This window comes from Caballeronia sp. DA-9 (assembly GCF_051615025.1).
Classification (GTDB): domain Bacteria; phylum Pseudomonadota; class Gammaproteobacteria; order Burkholderiales; family Burkholderiaceae; genus Caballeronia; species Caballeronia sordidicola.
In genome coordinates, this window is the sequence record NZ_CP195132.1 from 1,524,185 (window position 1) to 1,550,029 (window position 25,845).

The 25,845-nt window shown below is 59.6% G+C and carries 24 protein-coding genes; 5 read left to right on the top strand and 19 right to left on the bottom strand.

All coding sequences use genetic code 11. From position 1 onward, the window contains the following. Positions 1-13: 13 nt before the first annotated feature. The 4 genes from ACRWA7_RS13205 to ACRWA7_RS13220 all read right to left on the bottom strand — a co-directional run bounded on the left by ACRWA7_RS13205 (position 14) and on the right by ACRWA7_RS13220 (position 2,650). The gene (locus ACRWA7_RS13205) at positions 14-313 is read right to left on the bottom strand and encodes a hypothetical protein (protein WP_060817857.1); all 300 of its coding nucleotides are present in this window, start codon (positions 311-313) and stop codon (positions 14-16) included. A gap of 612 nt (positions 314-925) precedes the next feature. After that, complete coding sequence (locus ACRWA7_RS13210; protein ID WP_167353905.1) at positions 926-1,078, bottom strand: hypothetical protein; 153 nt, start codon at positions 1,076-1,078, stop codon at positions 926-928. Between the two features lie 293 nt (positions 1,079-1,371). After that, positions 1,372-1,815, bottom strand: a complete 444-nt coding sequence (locus ACRWA7_RS13215; RefSeq protein ID WP_438391394.1) for a hypothetical protein — start codon at positions 1,813-1,815, stop codon at positions 1,372-1,374. Between the two features lie 151 nt (positions 1,816-1,966). Beyond that, positions 1,967-2,650 (bottom strand): MgtC/SapB family protein, encoded by a 684-nt coding sequence (locus tag ACRWA7_RS13220; RefSeq protein WP_060817859.1) that lies wholly within the window; start codon positions 2,648-2,650, stop codon positions 1,967-1,969. A 190-nt stretch (positions 2,651-2,840) separates the two neighbouring features. Between ACRWA7_RS13220 and ACRWA7_RS13225 the strand changes: the two genes are divergently transcribed. Together ACRWA7_RS13225 and ACRWA7_RS13230 are read left to right on the top strand one after the other, a co-directional pair. Then, positions 2,841-3,965, top strand: coding sequence for an AGE family epimerase/isomerase (locus tag ACRWA7_RS13225; RefSeq protein WP_438391396.1), 1,125 nt, complete (start codon positions 2,841-2,843; stop codon positions 3,963-3,965). 268 nt (positions 3,966-4,233) lie between these two features. Continuing rightward, positions 4,234-4,674, top strand: coding sequence for a PaaI family thioesterase (locus tag ACRWA7_RS13230; protein WP_060817861.1), 441 nt, complete (start codon positions 4,234-4,236; stop codon positions 4,672-4,674). Between the two features lie 86 nt (positions 4,675-4,760). Here ACRWA7_RS13230 and ACRWA7_RS13235 read toward each other — a convergent pair whose 3' ends face one another. From ACRWA7_RS13235 to ACRWA7_RS13255, 5 genes are all read right to left on the bottom strand, one after another. Further along, complete coding sequence (locus ACRWA7_RS13235) at positions 4,761-5,609, bottom strand: ureidoglycolate lyase (protein WP_438391397.1); 849 nt, start codon at positions 5,607-5,609, stop codon at positions 4,761-4,763. A 219-nt stretch (positions 5,610-5,828) separates the two neighbouring features. After that, complete coding sequence (locus ACRWA7_RS13240) at positions 5,829-6,671, bottom strand: amidohydrolase family protein (protein ID WP_438391399.1); 843 nt, start codon at positions 6,669-6,671, stop codon at positions 5,829-5,831. After that, positions 6,668-7,747, bottom strand: coding sequence for an aldo/keto reductase (locus ACRWA7_RS13245; RefSeq protein WP_438391400.1), 1,080 nt, complete (start codon positions 7,745-7,747; stop codon positions 6,668-6,670). The genes ACRWA7_RS13240 and ACRWA7_RS13245 overlap by 4 nt, the downstream gene beginning before the upstream one ends. 11 nt (positions 7,748-7,758) lie before the next feature. Continuing rightward, on the bottom strand, positions 7,759-9,051 hold the full coding sequence (locus ACRWA7_RS13250; protein WP_438391401.1) for a UxaA family hydrolase: 1,293 nt from the start codon (positions 9,049-9,051) through the stop codon (positions 7,759-7,761). After that, positions 9,048-9,410, bottom strand: coding sequence for a UxaA family hydrolase (locus tag ACRWA7_RS13255; protein WP_438391402.1), 363 nt, complete (start codon positions 9,408-9,410; stop codon positions 9,048-9,050). Before ACRWA7_RS13255 ends, ACRWA7_RS13250 begins: the two co-directional genes overlap by 4 nt. Before the next feature lie 179 nt (positions 9,411-9,589). On the opposite strand from ACRWA7_RS13255, the gene ACRWA7_RS13260 reads away from it, so the two are divergent. Continuing rightward, positions 9,590-10,420, top strand: a complete 831-nt coding sequence (locus tag ACRWA7_RS13260) for an IclR family transcriptional regulator (RefSeq protein WP_438391403.1) — start codon at positions 9,590-9,592, stop codon at positions 10,418-10,420. A gap of 96 nt (positions 10,421-10,516) precedes the next feature. Continuing rightward, the gene (locus tag ACRWA7_RS13265; protein WP_438391404.1) at positions 10,517-11,062 is read left to right on the top strand and encodes a hypothetical protein; all 546 of its coding nucleotides are present in this window, start codon (positions 10,517-10,519) and stop codon (positions 11,060-11,062) included. Positions 11,063-11,075: 13 nt separating this feature from the next. Here ACRWA7_RS13265 and ACRWA7_RS13270 read toward each other — a convergent pair whose 3' ends face one another. Continuing rightward, positions 11,076-13,457 (bottom strand): GNAT family N-acetyltransferase, encoded by a 2,382-nt coding sequence (locus ACRWA7_RS13270; protein WP_438391405.1) that lies wholly within the window; start codon positions 13,455-13,457, stop codon positions 11,076-11,078. Between the two features lie 284 nt (positions 13,458-13,741). Here ACRWA7_RS13270 and ACRWA7_RS13275 point away from each other — a divergent pair, with 284 nt between their 5' ends. Beyond that, complete coding sequence (locus ACRWA7_RS13275) at positions 13,742-14,617, top strand: LysR family transcriptional regulator (protein WP_438391406.1); 876 nt, start codon at positions 13,742-13,744, stop codon at positions 14,615-14,617. 86 nt (positions 14,618-14,703) lie between these two features. Here ACRWA7_RS13275 and ACRWA7_RS13280 read toward each other — a convergent pair whose 3' ends face one another. From ACRWA7_RS13280 to ACRWA7_RS13320, 9 genes are all read right to left on the bottom strand, one after another. Beyond that, a complete protein-coding gene (locus tag ACRWA7_RS13280) occupies positions 14,704-17,385 on the bottom strand; it encodes a fimbria/pilus outer membrane usher protein (RefSeq protein ID WP_438391407.1) in 2,682 nt (893 codons plus the stop codon). A 177-nt stretch (positions 17,386-17,562) separates the two neighbouring features. Next, the gene (locus ACRWA7_RS13285) at positions 17,563-18,306 is read right to left on the bottom strand and encodes a fimbrial biogenesis chaperone (RefSeq protein WP_438391408.1); all 744 of its coding nucleotides are present in this window, start codon (positions 18,304-18,306) and stop codon (positions 17,563-17,565) included. An 84-nt stretch (positions 18,307-18,390) separates the two neighbouring features. After that, positions 18,391-18,951, bottom strand: a complete 561-nt coding sequence (locus tag ACRWA7_RS13290) for a fimbrial protein (RefSeq protein WP_438391409.1) — start codon at positions 18,949-18,951, stop codon at positions 18,391-18,393. A gap of 358 nt (positions 18,952-19,309) precedes the next feature. Next, positions 19,310-20,677, bottom strand: coding sequence for an MFS transporter (locus ACRWA7_RS13295; RefSeq protein ID WP_438392787.1), 1,368 nt, complete (start codon positions 20,675-20,677; stop codon positions 19,310-19,312). A 145-nt stretch (positions 20,678-20,822) separates the two neighbouring features. Continuing rightward, positions 20,823-22,268, bottom strand: coding sequence for an NAD-dependent succinate-semialdehyde dehydrogenase (locus ACRWA7_RS13300; protein WP_438391410.1), 1,446 nt, complete (start codon positions 22,266-22,268; stop codon positions 20,823-20,825). Next, positions 22,265-23,302: an aldo/keto reductase gene (locus ACRWA7_RS13305; RefSeq protein ID WP_438391411.1), complete on the bottom strand. Its 1,038-nt coding sequence runs from the start codon at positions 23,300-23,302 to the stop codon at positions 22,265-22,267. Before ACRWA7_RS13305 ends, ACRWA7_RS13300 begins: the two co-directional genes overlap by 4 nt. Before the next feature lie 48 nt (positions 23,303-23,350). Beyond that, a complete protein-coding gene (fae, locus tag ACRWA7_RS13310; RefSeq protein WP_438391412.1) occupies positions 23,351-23,890 on the bottom strand; it encodes a formaldehyde-activating enzyme in 540 nt (179 codons plus the stop codon). Positions 23,891-24,023: 133 nt separating this feature from the next. Continuing rightward, a complete protein-coding gene (locus ACRWA7_RS13315; RefSeq protein ID WP_060817874.1) occupies positions 24,024-24,311 on the bottom strand; it encodes a DUF1272 domain-containing protein in 288 nt (95 codons plus the stop codon). A gap of 79 nt (positions 24,312-24,390) precedes the next feature. Then, entirely contained in the window at positions 24,391-25,776 is a 1,386-nt protein-coding gene (locus ACRWA7_RS13320) for a GntT/GntP/DsdX family permease (RefSeq protein ID WP_438391413.1), read from the bottom strand. Positions 25,777-25,845 lie beyond the last annotated feature (69 nt).

Sequence of the window (25,845 nt, forward strand, 5' to 3'; positions counted from 1 at the left end):
TCAACTCGCCCGATCAGCCGTGACGATGGTCGTCGTGGCGCTCTGCGTGCGGCGGGTGATGCGGACCTGAGTCATGCGGATGATTGCGCATCCATTCGTCGCGCTGCCAATAACGGTGCCCATCCCAATAACGGTCGCCGTGCCAGCCCAGGTTGATGACCACGGCCGTTTTCATCATGTGCGGTTCGCCGTAGCTTTGCTGCATTGCCGGCCCGTGGATCATGCCGTTATCTACTTGCGCAAATGCCGCCGTAGCGCTGAACAACGCGCCGCCAGCGAGCATGGCGGCAATGATTGTGCGTGAGGTTTTCATGACTATTCTCCCGTTTTAGCTTCTCAAAAAGACGCGCAGCGAATTGATCGATGTGCTGTGTCAGTGCCGCGTCGTTGGAATCACTTTAGCCATCACGCAGATTGCACGACGTGAGCGCTTGTAAGTGTTCGTATCAATAAGAAGACCAGTGGGCGTCTGTTTGCGAGACATATAAGCCACTGATTGAACAGGCTTTTGAGTCCCATACGCGCTGATGTTTCAGCGGGTCTCCGCACGCGATATGTAAGCGATAAAAATATGAAATGGTGCCGTGCCATTCGCTTAATTACGAAACGATTTCATTAAACCGTCTTTTATGCATTCGTAATATTGGATGTGCGTTGTTCGGTTCGCTCTGGGACAGCAGGAAACGGCAAGATTGAAGCGGAAAAAGCACAACAGCGAGCGCAGGAAGCAGCGCGGAGAACATGCAGGATGGCAGAAACGACGGCCGAAGAACAAAGGGGCTATCGGTAAAACAATTTCAAGCTAGAAAAACTACAAATTCTTCAAACTACGAAAACAGGCAGACTGCACTACGAAAATCAGATGTCAAGAAAAAACAAAGACAGGCTCATTTTTCGTCGCAGTCCGCACTGCTTTCAGGACAGCTCACAGACGGATACCAAAAACGGTGCCACGTGCCTTGCGAACACGCTCGGCCTCGCGCTGGCGGGCTTGATAAGAATAATCCGAGTCCATGGGGAGATGCGGTGATTCAAACAGCGATGCGAATTTTTGCAGCAGTGCGAAGAGGTAGCTCATGTCAGACTCCGTTAAGTGGTTCAGGGTTATCCCTTAGTCATCATTATAGGGTTTTCACTGACCGTTTCCTAGCGCAACGCAACATTTTTCCCGTAGTTTTTCTACATCACTGCATTTCTGCAACAGGCGAGCGACGCTGCAGACTGCGAATCAGTAGCTGTTACCGGATTTAACCCCGGTACGTTTTGTACGCGCATGATTCGAGCACCGCAGCGGCTCCAGTTGCCATGAGAATGGCCCGAGAACGAGTCGCCAGGAAGTAAATTTGTTTAGAAGGAAATTCCCGTCAACAATCAGGCGATTGGCGGCGCGAACGGTAACTCACCATTGAGTGCGCCGTCCGTCGCGACGGAAGCCGTTATAGCGGCGTCATCGTTCCGTGAGTCATACCCGCGCCGCGGCTGGCGTGTCGATGCCGTGTGATCGTCCGCATTCGCCGCCGCCATTACAGCCTCCACAGACGCCATAAAGACTTCGGGCAGTTCGAAGCCCGGCAGCATGCACTGCCGGATATCAGTGTTCAATGCCTGGAGCATTGCGCGCTCGGCATCTTCGGCGAACAGGTCGAGCGTCGGCGCGCCGTACGGCACGGGGGGCGTGGTGGGCCGCTGCGCTGATCGCGCTGCGCGAACGAACCTGGCGCCAGAGTCCATCGCGGCGGGCGGATTGGCTGCAGGGCCATCGGCCAAAGCAGGAGAAACGCCGGGACGAGCAGGATTTACAGCGGAATCGGGCATAAGTCGATGAACAACAACGGCGCGGCAAGCAAGACGCGCAGGTGCGCAGCAGCCTTTCACAAAACAAGCCGATGGCAGACCGTCTGGCACGGAGGAATTTTCGGGGCGCATTGTCGCATGCCGGACGCTGACAATTTAAGCATTCGCCCTGCTACATCGCGCCTTCTTCCTTGAACTCGCGCACGGTTTCCAGCGCGCGCAGCCGGGTGCAAATCGCCTCATATTCGGTCGACGACACCCGTGACAGCGAAATCTGCACTTCATCCAGGTCGGCGGAATCATCGCTTTGTTGCACGACGAACTGCTTCACCCGCACGCTGCCGGCGCCGAGCGCTTCGTGCAGCGCATGAAAATTCAACGTGCCGCGATCGACGAGCAAGGTCAATTGCCGGCGCTGCTTCACAGATATGAAACGCCGCTCCAGCGGTTTGATCCCTGCGAGAATGATCAGGATGATGATGGTTGCCGCTATCGACGCGGTGTAGAGGCCGCCGCCCACCGCAAGTCCGATTGCCGCGACCGACCAGAGGCTTGCCGCTGTCGTGAGGCCGCGGACAATCTCGCCGCGCAGCAAGATGGAGCCCGCGCCAAGAAAACCGATTCCCGACACGACCTGGGCCGCGATCCGCGATGGATCGAGCACGATGTGGTCACTGCCGAGGACATCGGCGAAACCGAACGCCGACACGATCATGATGAGCGTCGATCCCACGCACACGAGCATGTGCGTACGCAGTCCGGCCGCCCATGACAGCCGTTCGCGCTCGAAGCCGATCACGCTGCCAAGCGCGGCGGCCAGTACGAGCCGGGCGATGAGTTCCAGATTGCCTAACATGAGTGAGTTTCTCCTTATGAACGCGTTTTATATTGGTCATGGCGGAGCGGGCAGCCGAGCGGACGCGTGTTTCGCTCAAATGCAGGCAGGAAACCGCCTGATATCCCGACGCGCGGCCGTTTTGATTTATCCTTGGTGCCCGCGTCCGGTGGCGAACGCCGCCGGGCTCAACCATCATCGATAAAGCCGTATGCACGACCCTGATTTCACCGCTGGAACATCCCCGACCAGCGCGACCTGCGCGACCCTCAGGGCGCATTATGAGCGTGTCGTGCTGCCCATATGGCGCGGGCCAGGCTTCAATCCGGCCATGCGTCTTGCGTACGAAGCTGTCGCCAGCGACGGCGTGACGCCGGTCCCCGCGCATCGATACCGCGCCATGGCATGCGCCCGGCAACTGTTCGTGTTCGCGCACGCCGGAGACATCGGTCACGCCGATACGCTGTTCGATTCGCTTCAGACCTATTTTCAGGACAGGCAAAACGGCGGTTGGTTCTATAGCGTGGACGCAAGCGGCGCACCGCATGAGCGGCAGAAGGATCTTTATACGCACGCATTCGTGATCTTCGCGTGTGCGGAATATGCCAGGCGCGCATTGCCGGCGGCTGCAAATAACGCGCTGGCGGTGCTGGAGGAGACATCGGCGACCATCGAAAGCCGGATGAGCGCCGAAGGCGACCTGTTCCAATCCGCGATGACCGAGGATTTTTCCACCGCATCAGGTTCTGCGTTGCAAAACCCGCTGATGCACCTGACCGAGGCGTGGCTCGCAGCCCGTAAGACCACTGGTGACGCCGTGTTCGATCGCCGGCTGAACAAGCTCGCGGCGGCCTTGGCGCGCGCCTTCGTGCATCGGGAAACGGGGTGTATCGCCGAATTGCCGATGGGAAGCGCCAACAACTGGCTCGAACCGGGCCATCAGTTCGAGTGGCTGTTTCTTGTGGAAGGCAGCGGGCACGCGGCGTTTGAAGCGGCTGGGCTGAACCGCGCGCTCATGCGCGCTTTCGACTTCGTGCAGCAGTACGGCGTGGACCCGTTGACGGGTGGCGTAGCGGCATCGGTCAATGAGCATGGCGATGTCATTGATTCGACGCAGCGTATCTGGGCGCAGACCGAATATCTGCGCGCGCTTGCCACCCACGCCGGTGGCGCGGTGCGCGCGCAACTGCCCGCGCAGATCGAGCGCTTCACGAAGCGTTTCCTGCGCCCGCACGGGTGGATCGAAAGCCAGACGGCCCATGGCGGTATCGTGCGCGCGGAAATGCCCTCGACCACGCCCTACCATCTCGCAACCGCCTACGACGCGTTGCCCTGACGCATTCACGCGTATCCGGCACTTTCTAAACGCCTCGCCCCCGCGCGAGGCGTTTCGCATTCACGCCTGAAAACATCGGCCGCCTTTCGTTCAAATCGCTTCGAAAGATCATTTAAACCAGTATTTTGTCCGCGAAGTAGAGATCGTCCTTGCGCAGTTGAGACGCGCTACCTACAGTCTCTGCAGGACCGCGCCGATGACCTTCGCCCCGGCGCGGATGGATGGGACTCAAGCTGACTGGACCGAAACCAAATGTAGGAGTGTCCGAATGGCCGAAATTGTCGATATCGCACGGGGCGCGTTGAACGCGCAGCCGTTTAGCGCCTTGCTGGGAACGAAACTCATGCAGGTCGACTCCACGAGTCTCACGCTATGTCTGACCATCCGCGATGAATTCAGGCAGCAGCACGGTTTTGTGCACGGTGGCGTGGTGAGTTATCTAGTCGATAACGCCCTGACCTTTGCCGGCGCGCTGCGCCTGGGTCCGAAGGTCGTCACCGGCGAATACAAGATCAATTATCTGCGGCCCGCCGTCTCCGGCACATTGCTCGCCCGCGCTCGCGTGATCTACGCGGGAATGACGCAGGCAACATGTCAATGCGACGTATATGTCACCGATGGCGGCACTGAGCGGCTTGTCGCGGTGGCGCAAGGAACAATTCACAGGATCAGCGAAATGGCGGCAGAACTGGAGCCGGTGAGCGCTTGAGCGGTTTTCGGCATGCTAAAAAGAAAAGAGGCCGTTCCAGCTGATGCAGGAACGGCCTCTTTCGTTAGCTTTTTAAGGCTAGTCGCTTATTTTGCGTCGACCATACGTTGCCGCTGTTCGCCCAGGCCCTGGATGCCGAGGCGAACCGTCTGGCCGGCCTTCAGATAAACGGGCGAAGGTTTCACGCCCATGCCCACGCCTGGCGGCGTGCCGGTGGAAATGACATCGCCGGGTTGCAGGCTCATTACTTTCGACAGATACGCGACCAGTTCCGCGACGCCGAAAACCATGGTCCTGGTGTTGCCGTTCTGGTAGCGGTGTCCGTCCACTTCCAGCCACAGATCCAGTTGCTGCGGATCGGGGATTTCGTCTTTCGTGACAAGCCACGGACCGAGCGGGCCGAAGGTGTCGAATCCCTTGCCCTTGTCCCATTGCGTGCCGTGCTCGATTTGCCATTCGCGTTCGGAAACGTCATTGATCACGCAATATCCGGCCACGTAATCCAGCGCGTCCGCTTCGCTGACGTACTTTGCATGCTTGCCGATCACCACGCCGAGTTCGACTTCCCAGTCGGTCTTTTTCGATGCACGCGGGATTTCCACGTCGTCGTTCGGACCGCAGATGGCGCTCGTCCATTTGCCGAACAGCACCGGTTCGGTCGGCACCGGCAGGTTTGATTCGGCGGCGTGATCCGCGTAATTCAATCCGATACACACAAACTTGCCCACGCGCCCCACGCACGGGCCAATGCGCGGTTCGCCCGTTACTTCAGGCAGCGTGGCCGGATCGACTGCGCGGAGCTTCGCGAGCGTGGCATCCGAGAGTGTTTCGCCGGCGATATCGTCAATGACATTCGACAGATCGCGAATCTTGCCGTTCTGATCCAGCAAACCCGGTTTTTCCTGACCATTCGGCCCAAAGCGCAGCAGTTTCATCGTGAGTGATCCTTCAGTTTTCAGGTTTTGATTCGGTTGGTGAGGTGTTCTGTGCCGTCAGGCGCTGCCTGGTTCGCTGGAAGCGGCGTTTCAGCGAATGTGCGGTAGAACCATAACATCCGCATGACACGTATTTTTACCATTCAAGGCTTTCGTTGCGATTGCCGATGCGAAATTCCGTGTATACCGCGCGGATTTGTTCATGCAATTCACTCATATTTACAAGCGATAAAAAGTCCGCGCGGTATCGCCGAAAATGGCCTGCTGTTGTGCTGCTTCCAGATGCGACGTCAACCGCCGCGCCGCCGTGTGCCATTGCGCATAGTCGCCATTCACGTTCAGCACCGGCCAGTCGCTGCCCCACATCAAGCGATCGGGGCCAAAGTGCTGCAAAAGATGATCGACGTAAGGCTTGAGTTTCTCCGCTGTCCAACCCGGCGCGGCTTCGGTTGCGAGACCCGACAACTTGCAACGCAATCCTTGCGGCAGCGCCGCCAGTTCCGCAATACCGTCCGCCCAAATTTGCCACGCGGCCTCGCCATCCTTGATTTGTGGCTTCGCGCCGTGATCGACGACGATCCGCAAATCAGGAAAACGCTCCGCAAATATCTTTAGCGATGCAATGTGGCGCGGGAAAATCAAAGCATCGAAGGCAAGGTCGTTTTTGATCAGCGCATGAATGGCCGGCGTCAGCACGGGATTCTCGATCCATCGATCATCGGGCAGGTCCTGCAGCATTGGACGCACAGCCTTGAATTTCGGCTCGCGTGCCAGTTTATCGATCAAGCCAGCGGCGTTCGGCGCGTCCAGCGGGGCCCAGCCAACTACGCCTGCAATATCGGGATTGTTGCGCGCGAGATCGAGCAGATAACGGGTTTCATCGACGGTGGGCGCGGCCTGCACAACCACCGTGCGCCTGACATTCACCGCGTCGCGAAGCGGCTTCAGATCATCCGGACCAAACACGCGATACAGCGCGCCTAGCTCCGGCGTCAACCAGCCGTAGTCTCCGCGAGAAGGGTCCCAGAAATGCTGATGCGAATCGACAGATTCAACGGTCATGGCGCGTTTTCTTGGGTACGCGCGGGCACCGGCGCCGATGCATGCAGCAATCCGGCCGCTCGCAACGCGTCCCATAATTCGGCCGGCAATGGATCGGCAAACGACGCGGCGTTCAACCGCACTTCGTCGGGATTGCGCGCCCCCATCAGCACGGTGGCGACAACTTTATGCGCATAAGGAAACTGAAGGGCCGCGCTCGACAAGGCAACGCCATGCTCGCGGCATATCCGTTCAAGCGCGTCGACACGCTCGATAATCGACTGTGGCGCGTCGCCGTAGTTGAACTTCTGGTTGATCGCTTTTGGCGGCACGTCATGCGTCAAGCCGCGCGCAAGAATGCCCGAGTTGAATGCGCCGCCAAGCAAAATGCTGACGCCGCGTTTCTCGCACTGCGGCAGCAGATCGTCGAGAACCGCTTGCTCCAGCAACGTGTATCGGCCGGCGAGAAGCGCGCAATCGATGTCGAATTCCGCCATCGCTTCCTGCACCGCTGCGCCCTCGTTCACACCGAGTCCAACCGCTTTCACTCCGCGCGATGCGCGCAGTTCATCGAGTGCGCGAAACCCGCCTTCGTTCGTGAGTTGCCGCCAGTAAAAAGCGTTCTTCTCGCCATGCGTGACGCGGCCAATGTCATGAATCAGCACGATGTCGATATCAACAATGCCGAGACGCTGCTGACTATCTTCGAATGAACGAAGAATGCCGTTGTAGGTGTAATCGTAGATGGCCTGGAACGGCAACGGGTCGGACCAGCCTTCGCTGCCATCGTATGGTGTCGTGCGCGGCACGAAGCGGCGTCCGACCTTGGTCGACAGCACGTAGTCTTCACGCGGATAGCGCCGCAACGCATCGCCAATCCGATGTTCGGCTTTGGTGTGGCCATAGTGCGGAGCGGTATCGAAGTAACGGATGCCGGCTTGCCATGCGGCGTCGACCGTAGCTTGCGCGTCTTCTTCCGACAGATCGTGATACAAGCCGCCAAGTGGCGCACTGCCCAACGACAACGCCGTGACTTCCAGCAACGTTTTTCCAACCTTGCGCTTTTTCACGACGGGATTTCCGGTGATGGGGTTCATCGCGTGATCACTCAAACCGAAGCAATCGATACCGCATGCCGCGGCGTCGCGTTCGCCGGCAGACATGCAGGACCGACGGGATCGAACGTCTTGTACGTCAGGATGAACTCCTGATGACCAAGCGATTCGGACTTGGACGCGGCGCCCGCCGCGACTTTCACGGTGACATCGAATACTTCGCGGCCTACCTCGTCGAGCGTTGCGCGGCCTTCCAGAATGCGGCCGGCATCGACATCCATATCACCGGACAGATTACGATACGTTGCTGGATTCGCGCAGACCTTGATCACCGGCGAGATGGCGGAACCGACGACCGAACCGCGCCCGGTCGTAAATAGAATCACATGCGCGCCACACGCTATCAATTCGCCGATTTCCGCGTTGTCGCTGATATTCGGGAAACCAAAGCGCGGTTCGCCGTCCGGCACGACGTCGAGCAGGTACAAACCGCCGACCGGCGGAATGTCGCCCGGTTTGATGATGCCGACAATAGGCGACGCGCCGCTTTTTGCGTACGCACCCAGCGATTTTTCTTCTTGCGTCGTGAGGCCGCCATCCGCGTTGCCGACCGCGAACGAGCCGTGGCCCAGAATCGAGTAATAGCGCGCCGCCTTGTCCACGCACGCGACGATTTCCTGCCCGAGCTCCGGCCGCGCCGCGCGGCTCTTCATATGGAATTCGCAACCGACAAGTTCGCCGGTCTCCTCGAAGATGCAGGCAGCGCCGGCATCGATAAGTGTATCGAACGCGCGGCCGACAGCGGGATTCGCTGTGATTCCGCTGGTGCCGTCTGAACCGCCGCAAATCGTGCCGACGATGAGTTCGTCGAGCGCCATCGGCACTTTTGGCTGGGCAGCGAGCGCGGCGCGCGTCTCGCGAATCCAGTCGATGCCGTTCTGGATCGTGCTGCGCGTACCGCCCTTTTCCTGGATCGTCAGGACTTCGGCGGGACGGCTGCTCGCGCGCACGGCATCGACAAGATAGTGCTTGTTCATGCTTTCGCATCCGAGCGATACAAACAACACCGCGCCCACGTTCGGATGCGTGGTCAGCCGCTCCATCATCTTTTCGGCATAACCATTTGGGTAACAGCCCGGAAAGCCGATCAGATGAACGGGCGGCTCCGTGCCGGGGTCATCGAAGGCATCGAGCGAATTGAATGCGGGGCGAAACTGCGTGACGATCTCGCGCGCCACGTGATGTGCGCACTCCACGAGATAAGCAACCGCGATCACGTTGCGAATGCCCTTGCGGCCGTCGGCACGCAAGAAGCCCTGGAGTTGGGGAGCGTTGAGTGCTGTCATTTAGCCTGGCTTTCCCGATGATCCACGAACGCGTGGCCGGCGTCGTGGGTATAGGTCGGGAGGTAGTCGCTCTCGAGATTGTGGGTATGCAAATGGTCGCCGGGCTGAACGTCCGAGCTGACGTGACCAATGATCGCGCCGTAGCGCAGCACCTTCTGATCAGTTTGCAGCGCGTATCGCGCAACCTTGTGTCCAAGGTCGATGGTCTTCGCGAGCGTGACAAACTGCCCTTCGATTTCGACGCGCTCCCCCACGAGAAGACACGCTCCCGCAATCAGGCAGTTGTCTTGCGGGCTCTGAAGTATCAAGCGAGCGTCGGTACGCCGTGCGTCGACTCGGTCATGCGGGGTTTGCGGCACGAGAAACTTCCTTGATTCGTTTCGCCAACTGTATTCGCAGCGCGGGTTTGTATCAGTACAATCATTCATCAGTGAACGTATTATTCATATGCGGACAAGTCGAAGTCAAGCTTACTGCGCGCTGGAACAGTCCGTGTTTTCCCTTAGCATCTTGTCTTTCAGTGTTTATCAAGGCCGACATGCAGGCAGAAGATCCCACCGACGCCGACCGATACCGCGCGCCCGCCCTGGATAAAGGGCTCGACATCCTCGAGTTGCTTGCCGAACAGAAGGACGGATTGACGCGCGCGGAGATCACGAAGTCGCTCGGGCGCAATGCGAGCGAGATGTATCGGATGCTCGAGCGGCTGGTCGCGCGGCAATATGTGGTGCGCTCGCCCGCGGGTGACCGGTATTCGCTGAGCCTCAAGCTGTACGCGCTCGCACACCGCCATCCGCCGATGAACCGTCTCATCACCGAAGCCCTGCCGGTCATGCAGCGCTTCGCAGATCGGGCGGAGCAGTCGTGTCATCTCGCCACTTATGACCGGGGCAATCTGCTGGTGATCGCGCAGGTCGATGGACCGGGCACGTGGGGAATTTCTGTGCGGCTCGGTGCGCGTATCGGCTTGATCGATACTGGTTCGGGCCGCGTGACGCTGGCGTTCCAAAGCGCCGAACAGCGCGTGCACATGCTCGCCGAACACACACAAGTCAAAGGCGAAACCCCGCTGGATCCGGTCGCACTGGAGGGCGCGTACGCGAAGATCCGGGCGGACGGCTTCCTGCATAAGGAGAGCCAGCAGACGTTCGGCGTGATGGACGTGAGTTTCCCAGTGCTCGGACCGTCGGGTCAGGCCGTCGCGACGCTGACCTGCCCGTATCTCAGGCGTATCGACGAATACGTCGCGCCGGCGATAGATCAGGTGAGCGCCCTGCTAGGCGAAGCGGCCGCGGCGCTCTCGATGTATCGTGAACCCGAAGCCGGGATCGACGTCTTGCAGGACGCGCGGGATTCCAGCGCGGCTTGATCCGCAGCCGATCCAGGGCTTGATAGAATGGCGGCCCTCTCAAAAAGCGGCAGGTCGCTCAATGCGACTTTCCGCGTCTTTATTTACGCGAAGGCCATGGCGAAACTTCTCTCCGATCCCGAATTCCAGCGCTTCTCCGAACTTCAGCAAAAGCAGTCCAGCTTCACGATCACGAGCGAAGAAGCCGACGAACTGCGCGACATCGTTGCCCGCGCGCAGAAAAAGCGCGATGACCGCGCGGCCGCAATGCAAAGCATCGAAACCTTCATCCAGCAATTCGATATTGGCGCGGACGAACTCTTTACCGCCGACCAGATCGCCGATGCCGCCCGCAACTTCGGCCTGATTCCCGCAGCAAAGAAAGAACGCGTCATGCCGCCGCAACTGTCGTTCAACGGCAAGCCGTACCAATGGACAAGCCGCGCACTGCCCGACGACATTCGCGTGCCGTTGTTCGAAGCGTTCACGTCGGGGGCATCGGTCAAGTCGTTCATTGCAACGCCCAAGGACGCATCGCGGTGCGCCGCGACCATTGCGCGCCTGGAACGCGAGACCGGCAGCGTTTATGCGGATGCATGGCTTGAGGAACTGGCTGTGTCGCGTGCACAAGTCGATGAAGCCCTCGCCAAGCTCGCGGCCTGAATATTAAAAGCATTCATGGTGGCGTTGCTTCGGGCGCGGCCAGCCGCATGCGAAAAGCCACCACGCCCGGATCGTCCGTCGACGAAACCTGGAAACCGCAGCGGCGCGCAAGCGCGATCATTCCCGTGTTCTCGCGCAACGCCTCGCCGGCAAGCCACCGAGTTCCGCGCGACTTGCAATACGCAATGATCCGCGACAGCAGCAACATGCCCAGACGACGGCCTTTCTGATCGGAACGCACCGCTACCGCGAACTCGGCCGTCTCGTTGTCCGGGTCGGCTATCGCGCGGGCCACACCCAATGTCTCCATTGCGTCGCTCTCACCCGTGACCGCGATGAACGCCATCTCCCGGTCGTAATCGATTTGCGTCATTCGCGCCAGTTGCGTGTGATCGAAACTGCGCACCGAACTGAAAAAACGCAGGCGCAAATCCTCCGGTGTCATTGCCGCCACAAAAGCGCTGTGAGCGGCTTCGTCGTCGGGACGGATCGGACGTAGGGTCACCTGCAAGCCATTCCAGTCGAGCATTTCTTCGAGCCTGCGCGGATACGGCTGGATGGCCAGCGGCGTACGGTGCGCGGCCAGCGTCAGATGCGGCTCGTACACGACTACAGCCTGGCGCGTGACCTGCACCGTCAGACGCAATGCAACGATCTGCTCGATCTCGCACACCGCATTCGACAAAGCCGTCAATGCGGTCAGCAAGCTCTCGGCTGGCAGTTCGCGCGCCCGGGGAGAACGCATCACGAGGTCACGTGCCAGCACGGGGTTCAGCGGCGGAAAAGCGAACTCGTGAAGCGAGTCCGGCAAACCAAGCGCGCCCGCCGCCCTGAACTCAAACACCGGACCGAATATACGGTGATTAAGCAACCGGACTTCGATTTCGATGGCTTCGTCGCTGCGCGGTCCCGGCGGCCCTGCCTTCACAATAATCCCGAACTGCCCGAGGATCCGCGACGCGCGCTCGCCCTGCAGTTCGGCAATACCCGCGCTCAACGCGGCCGCGACCTGAGCCTGTGCGCTGTCGAGCGCGCCCGCCGCCTGGGGTAAGGGTCCGTCGGGCGTCTGCATCAGCAGTTCCCGGCCCTGACGATAGTCGACCAGCCGGGCGAAACCCCGCGCGAGCCGCTGGGGCGTGGTATGAACCGGGATGCCTTGAGCATGCAACGCATCGCGCGTGGTTTCGTCGACACAACCAAAAAAGCATGCGAGCAGTCCGCGATACGCATGGTTTTTCTGCGCGATCATGGTATGCGCGACCTCGGCAACAGGCGCTGCGTGCGTTGGCGCGTGGACCACGAACGCAGTCCCCGTTTCGCGATGCGGCGCAAGCGCTTCGAGCGCTGCGCCAAAGTCGGCGGCAGTGGCCGCGTCGCCCAGTTGCAGCGGATTGCCAAGTTGCGCACGCGGCAATGCCACGGCGACGGATTTGCGCGCCGCGTCCGGCCACAGCGCGAGTGCGTCACCGGCGGCGGCGAATGCATCGGCCGCGAGCGCGGCTACGCCTCGGTCACTCGTGATCACGGTTGCACGATCGCTCGCCGCCACGCGGCCAACGCCGAGCGTTTCGATTTCATCCAGCAGGTCGTCGAGAGAGTCGACGCGTACCAGACCCGCGCGCCGGAATGCGGCGCTGTAGAGCGCATCGAACGGATCGTCATGTCCAGTTCGCAGAACCAGCACGGGCTTGTTGCGCGCCGCAGCCCGCGCCGCGGACATGAACTTGCGCGCCATGCGCACCGATTCGACAGCAAGCAGAACCGCGCGCGTACGCGCGTCGCTTGCAAGGAAATCGAGGGTATCTCCAACGTCGACGTCCGCTTCGTCACCCAGCGCCACCACCCGCGAGAAACCAAGACCGCGTGCGTTTGCCCATCCCAGCACACCATTGGTCAATGCGTTCGACGCCGATACCCACGCCACGCCGCCTGCCGCAACTACACATGACGGTGCGCCCAGCACGGCGCCCGACGCGGGGGTCATCACGCCCAGGCTCGCGGGGCCGACAACACGCAACAAGAAAGGCCGCGCCGCGGCAAGTGTCCGGCTGGTCCAGTTATCGACCGGCCGGTCCCGTCTTTCACCCGACTCACCAACAATCACAACTGCCCGGGTGCCGCGCTCGCCAAGTTGCTGGACAATTTCCGGCCACGTGGCTGGCGGCGTGCACAGCACCGCCACCGTAGGGTCAGCGGGCAAATCCTGAATGCGGGCATAAACCACGGTTTCACCAAGCTGGCGATGCTTCGGGTTCACCGGCCAGATCGCGCCCGCATATCTCGTGCTGTTGAGACGCGACCACACCATTTCGCCGATACTCCCCGCGCGCAGCGATGCGCCGATCACGGCGATCGACTTAGGATCGAATAGCGCGTCAAGATTGCGGACGGTCATGCGGCCTCCTGGAATACGATCTATCCAGCATAGGCGATTCAGGCGGCGGCAACTACTGACCAAATGGCCTAGTCCCCGCCTTTTTCATCACGGGTTCTTAGCTTTGGTGACGACCGTTTATGACAATTCGTGCTGACCTGACGTTAGCCAAAAGGTCTATTGTTTCACACCCGGAATCAGGGTAATTTTATCGAACGCGGGACGATGACTTCGGTTCCCCACCAGCGAGGCCCGTGCATCCGGCCAATAAGAACAATCAGGGAGACTGGCAGTAAGGAATCACTATGCGACACCTTCCATCATTGATTGCGTTACGTTTCTTTGAAGAGACGGCGCGTCATTTAAGTTTTAACCGTGCAGCGCGAGCGCTGTGCGTCACGCAGGGAGCCGTAAGCCGGCAAATCCGGTTGCTGGAGGAATCGCTGGGCGTGAAGCTTTTTGAGCGCGACCACAAGGGAATCAGACTGACGCCGGCTGGCGTGCTGTTGATGCCGTCGGTAACAGAGGCATTCGACGTCATCGAACGGGGGACGCGGCATTTGACAGGCGCTGTCGAGCGCAGGCGCCTGGTTGTATCGCTGCCGCCCACGTTTGCAACACAATGGTTTTCTTCGCGGCTGGGCGCACTGGCAGAGCAGCTTCCGGACGTGGATTTATCGATACGCACGCAAGATAGTGGCGATTGTCATTGCAGCGTCCGGTTCGGGCGCGAGCCGTCACGGGAGTCGGCCGCTGAAGGCGGCTCCGAGCTTTTGCTGATGGAAAAGCACGCGCTGGTTGGCGCGCCTGAGTTTGCCGGCATGCCTGTCGAGCGCCTGCTGGATGAATTGCCCGCACTGCACGTGCTGCACGAAGACGTCCGGTTGAAGTTGTGGCCGAACTGGCTGGCCAAAGCCGGGATGCCGGCGCGCTATGCGGACAACGGCATCGAATTCTCGAATTTGCAGCAAGCCATTCATGCTGCACGGCGTGGTGTGGGACTCGCGGTCGTGGACCTGAACATGATTGACGACGAACTGGCCGAAGGCGCGCTCGTCAGAATGTCCGAGGTAGAGATTGTCGGACCGTTTGGATATTGGCTTGATGTGCCGGAAGCGCATCGCGAAGCTGAAACAGTGAGTGCGTTTGCAGCGTGGTTGCGTAATGAAGCAAATGAATGAAGCAAGCGAATGAAACAAGCGCATCGCCTGGCCAGATGGCGATGCATCGGGCCGGAACGTTGCGTACTTCAACTGCCGCTTTTTTTTCAGCGCACGGCAGTTGTTCGCGCCTTTGCAGGAACGCCGTTCGCTTGCATTTCAACCCCGGGTACACAATGCGACTGCACCGATAAATACCCGGGGTTATATGCCTTTGGGTCTTTTTTCGGCAATGTGTAGCTGATCCGGCATTGCTCGACAGGGCCGCTGCCCCACTTCACTGTAAGCGCGCCCTGTTCTTCAAGACCTCGTGCAAAAACTCTGCTGTCCTGACCAACTACGCCCACCATCTTTCCTTGTTCGTCTTCCACACTCGCTCCAAATGGTAACGTTCCACCACCCAGTTTCGGCGCCTGAATCAGCGCTGCCCGGCCGCTCACCGTCTCATATTTCATCATCACTATAGAGCCTGCGCGCGGCGCGACCTGTGCCGATGTCGATTTAAATTCGACATCGGTAGATGTACCTTTGGGATCGATATCGACTGTGTTCATACTGTACGGCGACAGGTACGGAATCACCGCATATCCATGCGAGTCGACCTTGGTTCCCGGCGCATTCGTGACGTTTGCGCCAGCGGCGGCGGGCGCATCCACAACGCCAAATGTGTCGCCGACTGTTTGCGAGAACGTCACGCCGCCCGGGTGCGCGACAACCGAACCCTGAACGCCCGCCGATACCTGGCGTGTTCCGCCGCCACCGCTCGCGGATGCGTTAAACGTAGCGTATGGCGCGCGGTAAGTCGCGCTCACGCCGGCATTGCCATTGTTCGCAGAACTGCCGCCGGCGTTATACGTGCCATAACCGTTGTAGGAAAACTGGTTCGTATCGCCCAGCGAACCGCTCACGTTTGCCTGCATGTTTGTCGCGCCATCGGAGTTGTGCGAAGCGTTTGTGGTCAACAGAGGCGCGTGTGCCGCGTGCCCGAGCGGGATGGTCGTGCTCAGCAGGAATTCATTCGATAACTGGCCGTCCATGGTCCGCGTGCGGCCGGCCGTCAGGCTGTAGGTCCCATATTTGAATGCGTTGGTATATCCGGCCTGAAACAGTGTGTCGGTGCCGCCGCGATGCCAGTAGTTCTGCGATGATCCCGTGATGAACATGGTGCCGTGTTCGCCGAGCTTCTGGTTCACCGAGACCTGCATGCGATTGCGCTGCCGGTAAATCGAATCGATGTCGCCACCATGCTCCGAGATATCGCGAATGGACGCAGCGTCGCTCAGGTTCAGATATCCCGCCGACGAGAACCGGTAGGCCGCTACGGAAACGTTTGTATCGGTGGCTGCAACGAACTTGCTGTAGCCAATGCGCAAGCTCGTACCGCGCATTGACTGAGCGTTCGGCACGCTGGTGGCGGCGCCGGTAATGTCCATCGAAAAGGCGCCAAAGCCGGTATTCAACGCGCCGCCGAAATTCACGGCGCCGTAGCCGCTCGATGCCACCGCGCCGCCGTAGGCGGTGACCGTGTTCGTCAGGCCGCGTTGAAGCGTGAACTGGGCGAAAGCGGGTTTTGAATCGAGGGAATCGTTACGCAACTGGCCAGCCGTGGCGCTAAAACGCGTAACGCCGGGGCGCAGCAATTGCGCGACCGACGCGAACGGCACCGTGAACTCTTTGCTGCGACCGTCGGCTTCGGTTACGGTCACAACCAGATCGCCGCCGTAGCCAGTTGAATACAGGTCGTTGATCTCGAACGGCCCGGGAGCAACGTTGGTTTCTTCCAGTACCTGGCCGTTTTGCCGAATCGTGACGCGTGCATTCGTTTCCGCGACGCCGCGCACGACAGGCGCATAGCCGCGCATGGAATCGGGCAGCATGCGGTCGTCAGTGGCAAGTTGCGCACCGCGAAATGACACGCTGTCGAAGATTTCGCCAGTCGTGCTCGAATCACCGAGCGTCAGTTGAGCGCCCAGCTTTTCGACGTCGTGCTGCGCGTAGGTCGCGATATTGTCGAATTGCGTGCGCTGGCCCGTTCCCGACGATACCGACGATTGATGACGGATATGCCATGAGCCCAGATTCAGACCGGCATTGAGGCCAAGATAGCTTTGTGTCGAACCGGGGCCCGAGCCGTCCGTTCTGAAGGTGTTCGCGTTATAGCTCACGAACGCGCCGTTGACACCTTTGTCCCATTGTTCGGGCGGCACGTAACCTCGCACCGCGTTGCGCATGAATGCTTGCGGCAAGCTCAGTTCGAGTGTCTGCTGAGCAAAATCGAAGTCGACCGTCGCGCCGGGCACGAGCGTGCCGATCTCTTCGCACGTGCTGGCATCGGATGCCGATGCAGACGTTGATGTCGATGCGGTGCGCCCGCTGGCAGCATCGGCTTTAGCCAAATCGACACCCGCGCGCTGCAACAACGCCCGACTGAAACACGGCTTGGCGCCAGATACGCCGCCTTTGGAAACAAAACGAATATCTTCCCGGCTCATGCGCGCGCCATTCACGAACAAGTCGACCGAATACGTTCCCGGCGAAACCGCGTTGCCACGCGTGAACCGGCTGGTATCGATCGCGGTGCCCCCTTCCTCGCGCAGGTAGGTGTTATCGAAGCTCACTTCGGCCGCAACGCTCGTTTTGCCTTGACCCGATCCCGTTTCATCCGCTGCAGCCTGGGGGATCGCAGCACATGCCATCATCGAAAAGGCAATAGCAGCGAGAGGCTTCAGGCGCAAGCGGAACAAGTCCTGATTTTGACCAGGGGCAAGATAGTGAGCAGCTTGTTTCATGATTCGGCCTGCGTGATTCGATCTATCGGTCTGCATGGACGCGACTTGACCAGCGGGCTGTGCGGACAGACCGTTCGGTAAAACGCGTGATTGTTTTATTGAAGAAGGCGTCGGCCAGGTAATGCCCGCAACGCCTTCGATTAACCTTGATCGGGACGCCCCGCTGAGGGCGACGCCTTATGGAGCGAGCGGTGTGTCGAGCGGCACGGCGCCGCCGAAGTCGCTAATGCTGGAAAACTTGACGTGCGCATTAGCTGGCGCTGTCTTCAAATTCTTGATTGGAAACTGCGCGCTTCCACGTGGCTCGACCATTCCGCCTACGTCATTGGTGTAGGTCTGACCGGCGCCCATCACATCGATTCTGCTGAACGACACGTAATAGGCAGTCGGGTTGGTCGCCTTCACCTCGTAGCCTTTGTTGTCGGCCGCGGGTACGAGTTTCCATGTCACTTTTGCAGGAGCTTCGTCTGCGGTTCCGGGCAAGCCCTTCGGACGCGCAAACACCTTGATTCGAGTCCGGAACGCGAACTGCAGCGTGTTGACATCGGAGTCCTTGGCGACCTTGGGCGGCACATCGAGCACGTTTAGCCAAAACACGGATTCGCGGTCCTGGGGCAATGCGTCACCCGTGTACATCATGCGCAGCGTTTGGGACTTGCCCCCGTCCATGCGAAAGATCGGCGGCGTCAGCACAAAGGGGGCACTTGCCTCGCCAGGCTTTGCGGTCGCGTTGCCTTGGTCCATCCATACCTGCACCAACGATGGATCGGTGCGGTCATTGGTCAACTTGACCGTCACCTCACGATTCTCAAGGGGATACACCACGCGTGTTCCGCCGACTGTCACGCTCGCGCCCGCGCTCCCGGCAAGCAGGGCCGCGACCACGCCAAAACCACATGCGATTTGCCTGATGGACTTCATGATTGATGCATCTCCGTAAAAAACGTATCTCGAAAATTAGGAAAAAAACAGGCATCCGCACCCGCAGATGCCTGTCAATTCGGCTTACTGATAATCGACGGTGTATTGGACCGACGTGTTGACCGGACCAGCCGTAGCCTTACCCGTTGCGTAGTACTCAGCGAAGTACTTGAGTTCAGCGTTGCCCGATACGATGGCCGTGCCATTGCCGGCCATATCGTTATTTGCACCTGTGACAACGTTAATAGGGAGGCGCGACGCGTTCAGCAAGCGGACTTGCACGTTTTGGGCACCGGCAGGCGCTTGGTTGGTCAGGTAACCGGTCGTTTGGTCGATCGTCGGGCCATTTTCGAAACGAGCGACCGCCTTCGTTTCTGACGAGCAACCACTCAATACGAAGGTCAAATCCGTTGGGGAAGTTGTGCCGGCAGTTGCGCCCGCCGCACTCAACGTGCTACCCGTTACGGTCGGCAGCGTGACGTTCTTGTCAGCGGCACCGGCTGTTTTTCCATCGATTGAGCAAGTCGTGTCAGTCACTGCACCGGTAAACGTAATCGTGCCATCGGCGGCGTTTGCGCCGGTCGATGCCAAAGCGATGGTTGCGAGCGTTGCGGCAACGGCGACGGTAGAGATGAATGATTTCATGAAGTTTCCTAATAGAGAAATTAACGAGTTTTGAACACTTGCGGCGCTTGGACTGCGAGTCCGGTTGATGCCGACCGCGCAGTGCGAGCCGCTTTTTTATCGTCTGATTTCGTGAGAGGCGATAAACCGGTTTGTCTGCGAGTGAATGAATCTTAAAGCTCGGCGCTTTGGGTTACCCTCGGAAATCTCCGAAAGAATTGAGACGAAAATAAGAATTCCTAATATTGAAACAGCGCAATTTCCAGGTGATACGGCGGCATCTTCAAACGAAAAAGGCGTCCGCATGCGGACGCCTTTATAAGGTGAGAGTTTTCGGGAGGGGGCGCGATACCCTGATGTCAGATAGCGCGTTCGAAGATCATGACGATCCGCTCGCGGCTCTCAACGTCAGGTTGCGTGTCTCGGGAGCCCACGCAATCGAGACGATCATTCCGACGAGCAAAACCCCGGCAAGGATCATCATTGTGTAGTGAAACCCGATTTCCGCTATGCCGACCGGCAGCAAGAACGTGCCGATCGCTGAACCAAGCCGGCTGCACGCAATGGAAAGGCCCACGCCTGACGCGCGCACCTCGGTTGGAAAACATTCGGGCGGAAATACCCCGACCAGATTGCTGAACGCCGACATGGTCAACGTAAAGACAGCGAATGCAATGATCATTGCAAGCGTTGCCGAAGCCGGCAAAAGGCTCATGGCCACAAGCATTGCGCAGGTGACAGCGAATGATCCGATAAGGAAGTGCCGACGGGGTAGCTTGATGGTAAGCCAGATCCCGAGCACGGCGCCTATGACCAGCACCGCGTTGAGCAACAGGTCTGCACCAAACCCGCCGTTCAATCCGATGACCTTCAAGATTCCCGGCAAGAATGTGTAGATCGCGAAATATGGAATGACCAGACACACGAAGAACCCACAATTGAACAATGTCCTGCGAATCAGGTCAGGTTGAAACAATCGCGCATAGCCGTGCCTTCCACTCGTAGCCCGAGTTGCCGCCTCAGTGTCAAGGATGACGTCGGGCCCGAAATGCTTGAGAACCACATCGTGCGCTTCCTTCACGCGGCCCTTCCCGAGCAGCCAACGCGGAGATTCCGGCGTGCCGATGCGCAGCAGGAGCACGATGAATGCAGGAAGACTCGCCGATGCAAGCAGCCAGCGCCAGGCGTCAGGACTTGCTTCTCCATATGCCATGCCAAGGACATTCGCTACCACATAGCCGATTGTCCAGACCACGCTGAACGATCCGAGAAGCGCGCCGCGATGCTTGCGTGGAGAAAATTCCGCCAGGATGGCATGTCCAACCGTGAAGTCACCGCCCATGCCAAAACCGATCAAAACCCGAAGTGCAAACAGTTCCAGCGGCGATGTAGCAAAGAACTGAAGGAATGCGGCGACGGTGATAATGACAAAACTGGTGAGAAAGATACGCTGACGGCCAAGTCGATCAGACAGACGTCCAAAGATCAGGCTGCCCAAGAAAATGCCGATCAACGCCGAGCTTCCGATCGCGCCCATCCAGAAGGAATCGAGCGGCATCTGCCGGTTCATCGATGCCAGCGCGTACCCGACCGTGCCCAACGCATACCCTTCGGTGAAATGCGCGCCAAACGTCAGGCCTGCGATCTTGATGTGAAAGCGGTTCAGCGGAATGTCGTCGAGTAGTACGGGCTTCGACGCGGGCGCATCGTGCGTGCGGAGAGAGGCGACGTTCGGGTGTAACTCCACACCGATGGGCAATGCACTGCTTGAAGTGTCCTGATGACTCACTGCGTCTCCTTACTTATGTGTTCTTCGATTACCCGCACTACTGCCGGCTACATACGACGGCAACAGTGCATTCGCGAGCAATCAGTGGCGAAACAGCGGCAAATCAGCGTCCGGTTGCCATCAGGCCGCTGATCATCATGTATTTAAGTTCCATATATTCGTCGAGACCGTACTTCGATCCTTCCCGGCCCAGACCCGATTGCTTGACGCCGCCAAACGGCGCTACCTCCGTGGATATGATTCCTTCATTGATTCCGACCATGCCCGTTTCGAGCGCGTCCGCGACCCGCCATGCGCGCCCCAGATCCCGCGTATAGAAGTAAGCGGCAAGTCCAAAGGGAGTGTCATTGGCCAGCTTGATGGCTTCAGCCTCGGTCTCGAATTGAAAGCACGCGGCGACCGGTCCGAACGTTTCTTCCTGCGCGATGAACATGCTTCGATTCGCGTGCGCCAATACGGTTGGTTCATAGAACGTGCCGCCCAATGAATGCGGACGACCGCCAGTCATGACGGTTGCACCTTTGCTCACGGCGTCCTGCACGTGGTCGCCGACCTTCCTGAACGCTGCATCGTTGATAAGCGGACCTTGGTCGACATCCTGCTCGAGCGCATTGCCTACGCGGAGCTTGCCAACGGCATGTGTCAGACGCCGCGTGAATTCGGCATAGACCCCTGCCTGCACGAAGAAACGATTGACGCACACGCACGTCTGGCCCGTATTGCGAAATTTCGATGCCATGGCGCCTTGTACCGCAGCGTCCAGATCGGCGTCGTCGAATACGATGAACGGCGCATTGCCACCGAGTTCCAGCGAAAGCTTCTTTAGCGTATCGGCCGATTGCGCGGCCAGAAGCTTGCCGACCCGCGTCGACCCGGTGAACGACAACTTGCGTACGACCGGCGATGCAGTCAACTCTGCCCCGATCGCCACCGCGTCGCCTGATAAAACATTGAACACGCCCGCCGGGATGCCGGCTTCCTCAGCGAGCGTGGCGAGCGCCAGCGCGCTCAGCGGCGTTTCCTCGGATGGCTTGAGAACCATTGTGCAGCCTGCTGCCAGGGCAGGTCCGGCCTTTCGCGTGATCATCGCAAGCGGGAAATTCCATGGCGTGATCGCCGCCACGACCCCGACAGGCTCGCGCGTGACAATGATCTTCGAGCCAGCCTTGGAGCTCGGAATCACGTCGCCGTAGCTGCGTTTCGCCTCTTCAGCAAACCATTCCAGGAAGCTCGCGGCATAGGCTACTTCGCCTGCTGCTTCCGCCAGCGGCTTTCCCTGCTCCTGTGTGAGCAATTTTCCCAGCGCATCACGATGCTCGAGCATCAGTTCGCCCCAACGCCGCACCCGTGCGCCCCGTTCCTTTGCGCTTAACGCGCGCCATGCCGGAAAGGCGCTTTCCGCGGCAAGAATGGCCTGCTGTGTCTCGCGTGCGCCCGCTTTCGCGACTTCCGCGATCACGTCTCCCGTGGCCGGATTGCGAACCGGGTAAGTTTCGGCGCTGTCTTGCCAGAGACCATTGATGTAATGCTCTTTGCGAAGCAGGTTCATGCTGCATCCTTCATTGACTGAACAAAATCACCCTGCGGCGCACGTGGTTCGCGTGCAATTCGCCGGCCGGCCGTGTAGTCATTGATAACGTCGCACGGTGTGTAGTTGCGCTCGAGCTCGAAAAGCTCGTCTGCTTCGAGATGCGTACCGAGCGCGTTGAGTGCGCTGTCGAACTGGGCGGGTGAATCGGCGCCGACCAGCATGCTCGCAACGCCTGCGCGCTGCAGCACCCAAGCTTGCGCAATTTGCGCGGCACTTACACCGCGCAACCGTGCGACGCGTTCCACGGAAGCCGCGATGGCGCGCGACGCCGCGTCGCCATACATTTGCGAAGTAAAAAAGTCGGTCTGATTACGCGTGGAGGCGGCGTCGCAGGTCAAGAGTCCGCGCGCCAGCGGGCTGAACACGGACACGCCCAGTCCCTGGTCCGCGCAGTACGGCATCATTTCGCGCTCTTCCTCGCGATATGCAAGGTTCAACTGCAGTTGCATGTTGATGGGCTTATGCCAGCCGTTGCGCTCGCACACTTGAATGATTTTCGCGAGTTGCCACGTGTACATGGTCGACACACCGATGTAACGCGCCTTGCCCGACCGGACAATATCGTCCAGCGCGGCCATGGTTTCTTCAACCGGCGTGGCGGTGTCGAAGTAATGCAGCATGTAGATGTCCACGTAATCCATGCCGAGGCGCCGCAGCGAGGCATCGATACCGTGAAGCACGTGCTTGCGCGAATGACCGCCCGCGTTTTGATACGCGCCCATGTCGTAGCCGACCTTGGTGGTCACCACGATCTCCTCGCGTCGGGCGAGGCGTCCAAGAATCCTGCCAACGACTTCTTCGCCGACGCCCGCCGAATAGAAATCGGCAAGGTCAATGAAGTTCACGCCGGCTTCCAGCGCGTGGCGGACGATCGGCTCGCTCTTCTGTTCGTCGAAGATCCACGGTTTCCATTGCGGTGTGCCCATATTCATGGTGCCTAGGCACAGGCGTGACACTTTCAGGCCGGACTGGCCCAAGCGAACGTATTCCATTACTAAGTCTCCATGGCGAGCGCCGGCACGCGGCGCCCATAGGTGTTTTTAGAGGGCATCGCGCGATAAACGCGGCGTATAGAAGGGATTCGATACTTCGCGCGCGGCGGCGAACACATCGCTCTTCGACGGCAGGCCAGCCATGGCGGCCCTGATCGCGTTCCTGGTCGCGCGGTAGTTGTTGCGAAACACGGCGTCCAGATCGTCGGCTGCCGGGTTCACCCAATTTGCCGATACGACCACCCAGTCGTTTTCCGCTTCGGGCGGCAGTGTCCCGTCTTCGAGCGACTCGGCAACCGCCTTCGCGATTCCAGCCTGTGACGCGCCCCACGTTGCGTTGCCGTGGAACTCGCTGGCGATCTGCGCCTTGTTCACATACAGCGTAAGCGGCTTGGTGGGAATGCCTGGCTGGGCAATGACGACAAACGGAGCGTGGCCCGCTGATGGCGTAGCAAGCGCCGTGGCGAAGGCTTGTCCGGCGGGGCCGTTGCGCGGGCCGACGAGCACGTTGATATGGGCGAGATTGACGCCCGGTCCTTCAAAACCCTCGCCGATGTGAAGGTTGCGCTCGGATTGCGATGCTGGCATGTTGACTTCCGTTCAAGGAGTGGATCGATGAACAGATTGTGCGAGCCAGCATCGACGAGGAGGAATCGATGATTCGTGAGCACCGGTATGAGCGCCGCTCAGATCGGTAGATTCCCTGAGGCGTTGCGCGTACTTATCGTTCGGATGGCGCAATGGCGCCGTAGCGCGCAAGGAACTCCCGATGTTGTTGCTCGTCCACGCCCACGGGATGGATTTCCGTTGATGCCGGGCGGCTCGCGAGCCGCGCCTTCGGACGGATCGGGCGGAACTGAAAGCCGCCGCCGCAATTCGGGCAGACGTTATGAAGCCGTGACACGCACGACTCGCAGAACGTGCATTCGAAGCTGCAGATCATGGCGTCGCGGGCTGCGGGCGGGAGCGGCTTTCCGCAGCATTCACAGGTTGGGCGCAAGGCAAGCATGGGCATATCTCCTTTCCTGCATTTTAGGATCAGTGGTCCGCCCGCCCTCGCCAATCTGGCCACAATTTACGTCAGTTGTTCACGTCAGTACGCCCCACATCACTAGCGTGAGCGCAAGGCCAACCACCGAGACGATGGTCTGCAGCACCGACCAGACATACACCGTCTGTTTCAACTGCAATCCGAAGTACTCACGGATCATCCAGAAACCGGCGTCGTTGACATGGCAAAAGAACACCGAACCTGCACCGATCGCAAGCGCCAACAGCGAGTTGTGGGTCGCGCTCAGTCCTGCCACCACCGGCGCGATGATTCCTGCCGTCGTCGTGGTCGCGACCGTGGCCGAGCCGGTTGCCTGGCGCAACGCCACCGCGATCAGCCATGCAAGCAGGATCAGCGGCATGTGTGCGCCAACCGCAATCTTGCCGATCGTGGTGCTGATTCCACCCAGTACCAGCGTTTGCTTGAGGCCGCCGCCAGCGCCGATGGTCAACAGCAGTGCGCAGATTGGAGGCAGGCTTTTGCGCAGGATACCGCTGACCTTGTCGCGCGGCATGCCACGCGTCCAGCCCAATGCGACGATTGCGAAAAGAACGGTGAGTCCAAGGGCAATCAATGGCTCACCGAGAAAATTGAGCGTATTGAACAGCAGCGTTTCAGGCTGGACGCCCAGTCTCGCTATCGTGCGGCCAAGCATCAGAAGCACGGGCAGGAGAATCGTCAGCAGCGAGATACGGAAGCTGGGCGCGTCGAGCGCACCGGTTGCATCGACTTTCGACGCAAACAGCTTGCCCATCTCCTCCGGTTCCTCGACGTGCATCCGGCGTGACAGCCACATTCCATATAGCGGACCGGCCAGGATCACAGCGGGAATCGCCACGATGATGCCCAAGCCCATCGTGATCCCGAGGTCCGCATGCAGCGCGCTGACCGCGATCAACGGGCCCGGGTGCGGCGGCAGCAGCGCATGCAGGGTTGTCATGCCGGCAAGCGCGGGAATCGCGATACGCAGGATCGGCTGCTTCGAGCGGCGCGCCATCACGAAAATGATGGGCACCATCATCACAAGTCCGACTTCGAAAAAAAGCGGCAAGCCGATGACGAGCGCGACCAGCGCCATCAGCCAGGGCAACGTGCGTGGCGTGGAATGATCGAGGATGGTGGAAACCAGCCTGTCGGCCGCGCCGGACTCGGCCATCAGGGCGCCGAGCATCGCACCGAGCGCGATGATGATGCCCACATCGCCCAGCAACCCGCCCGCGCCTTTGCTGAATGCGCTCGCGACGGCTTCGAGAGGCAGACCCGCAGTGAAGCCGGCCACAAAAGTGCCGACGAGTATCGAGAGAAACGGCGCCAACTTCAGCGCGCTGATAAGAACAATGATCGACGCCAGACCGAGCGCGCATGCGATAAGAAGGCGCGTGTCGTGGTCGGACCACGCGGCGAAAGTCGAAGTCAGATGCACTGAAATGCCCTTGGCTGGTTGATGGAAGTGAGTAGCGTACCTGCGGCCGTATGCCGCCGCGCGGTGGCG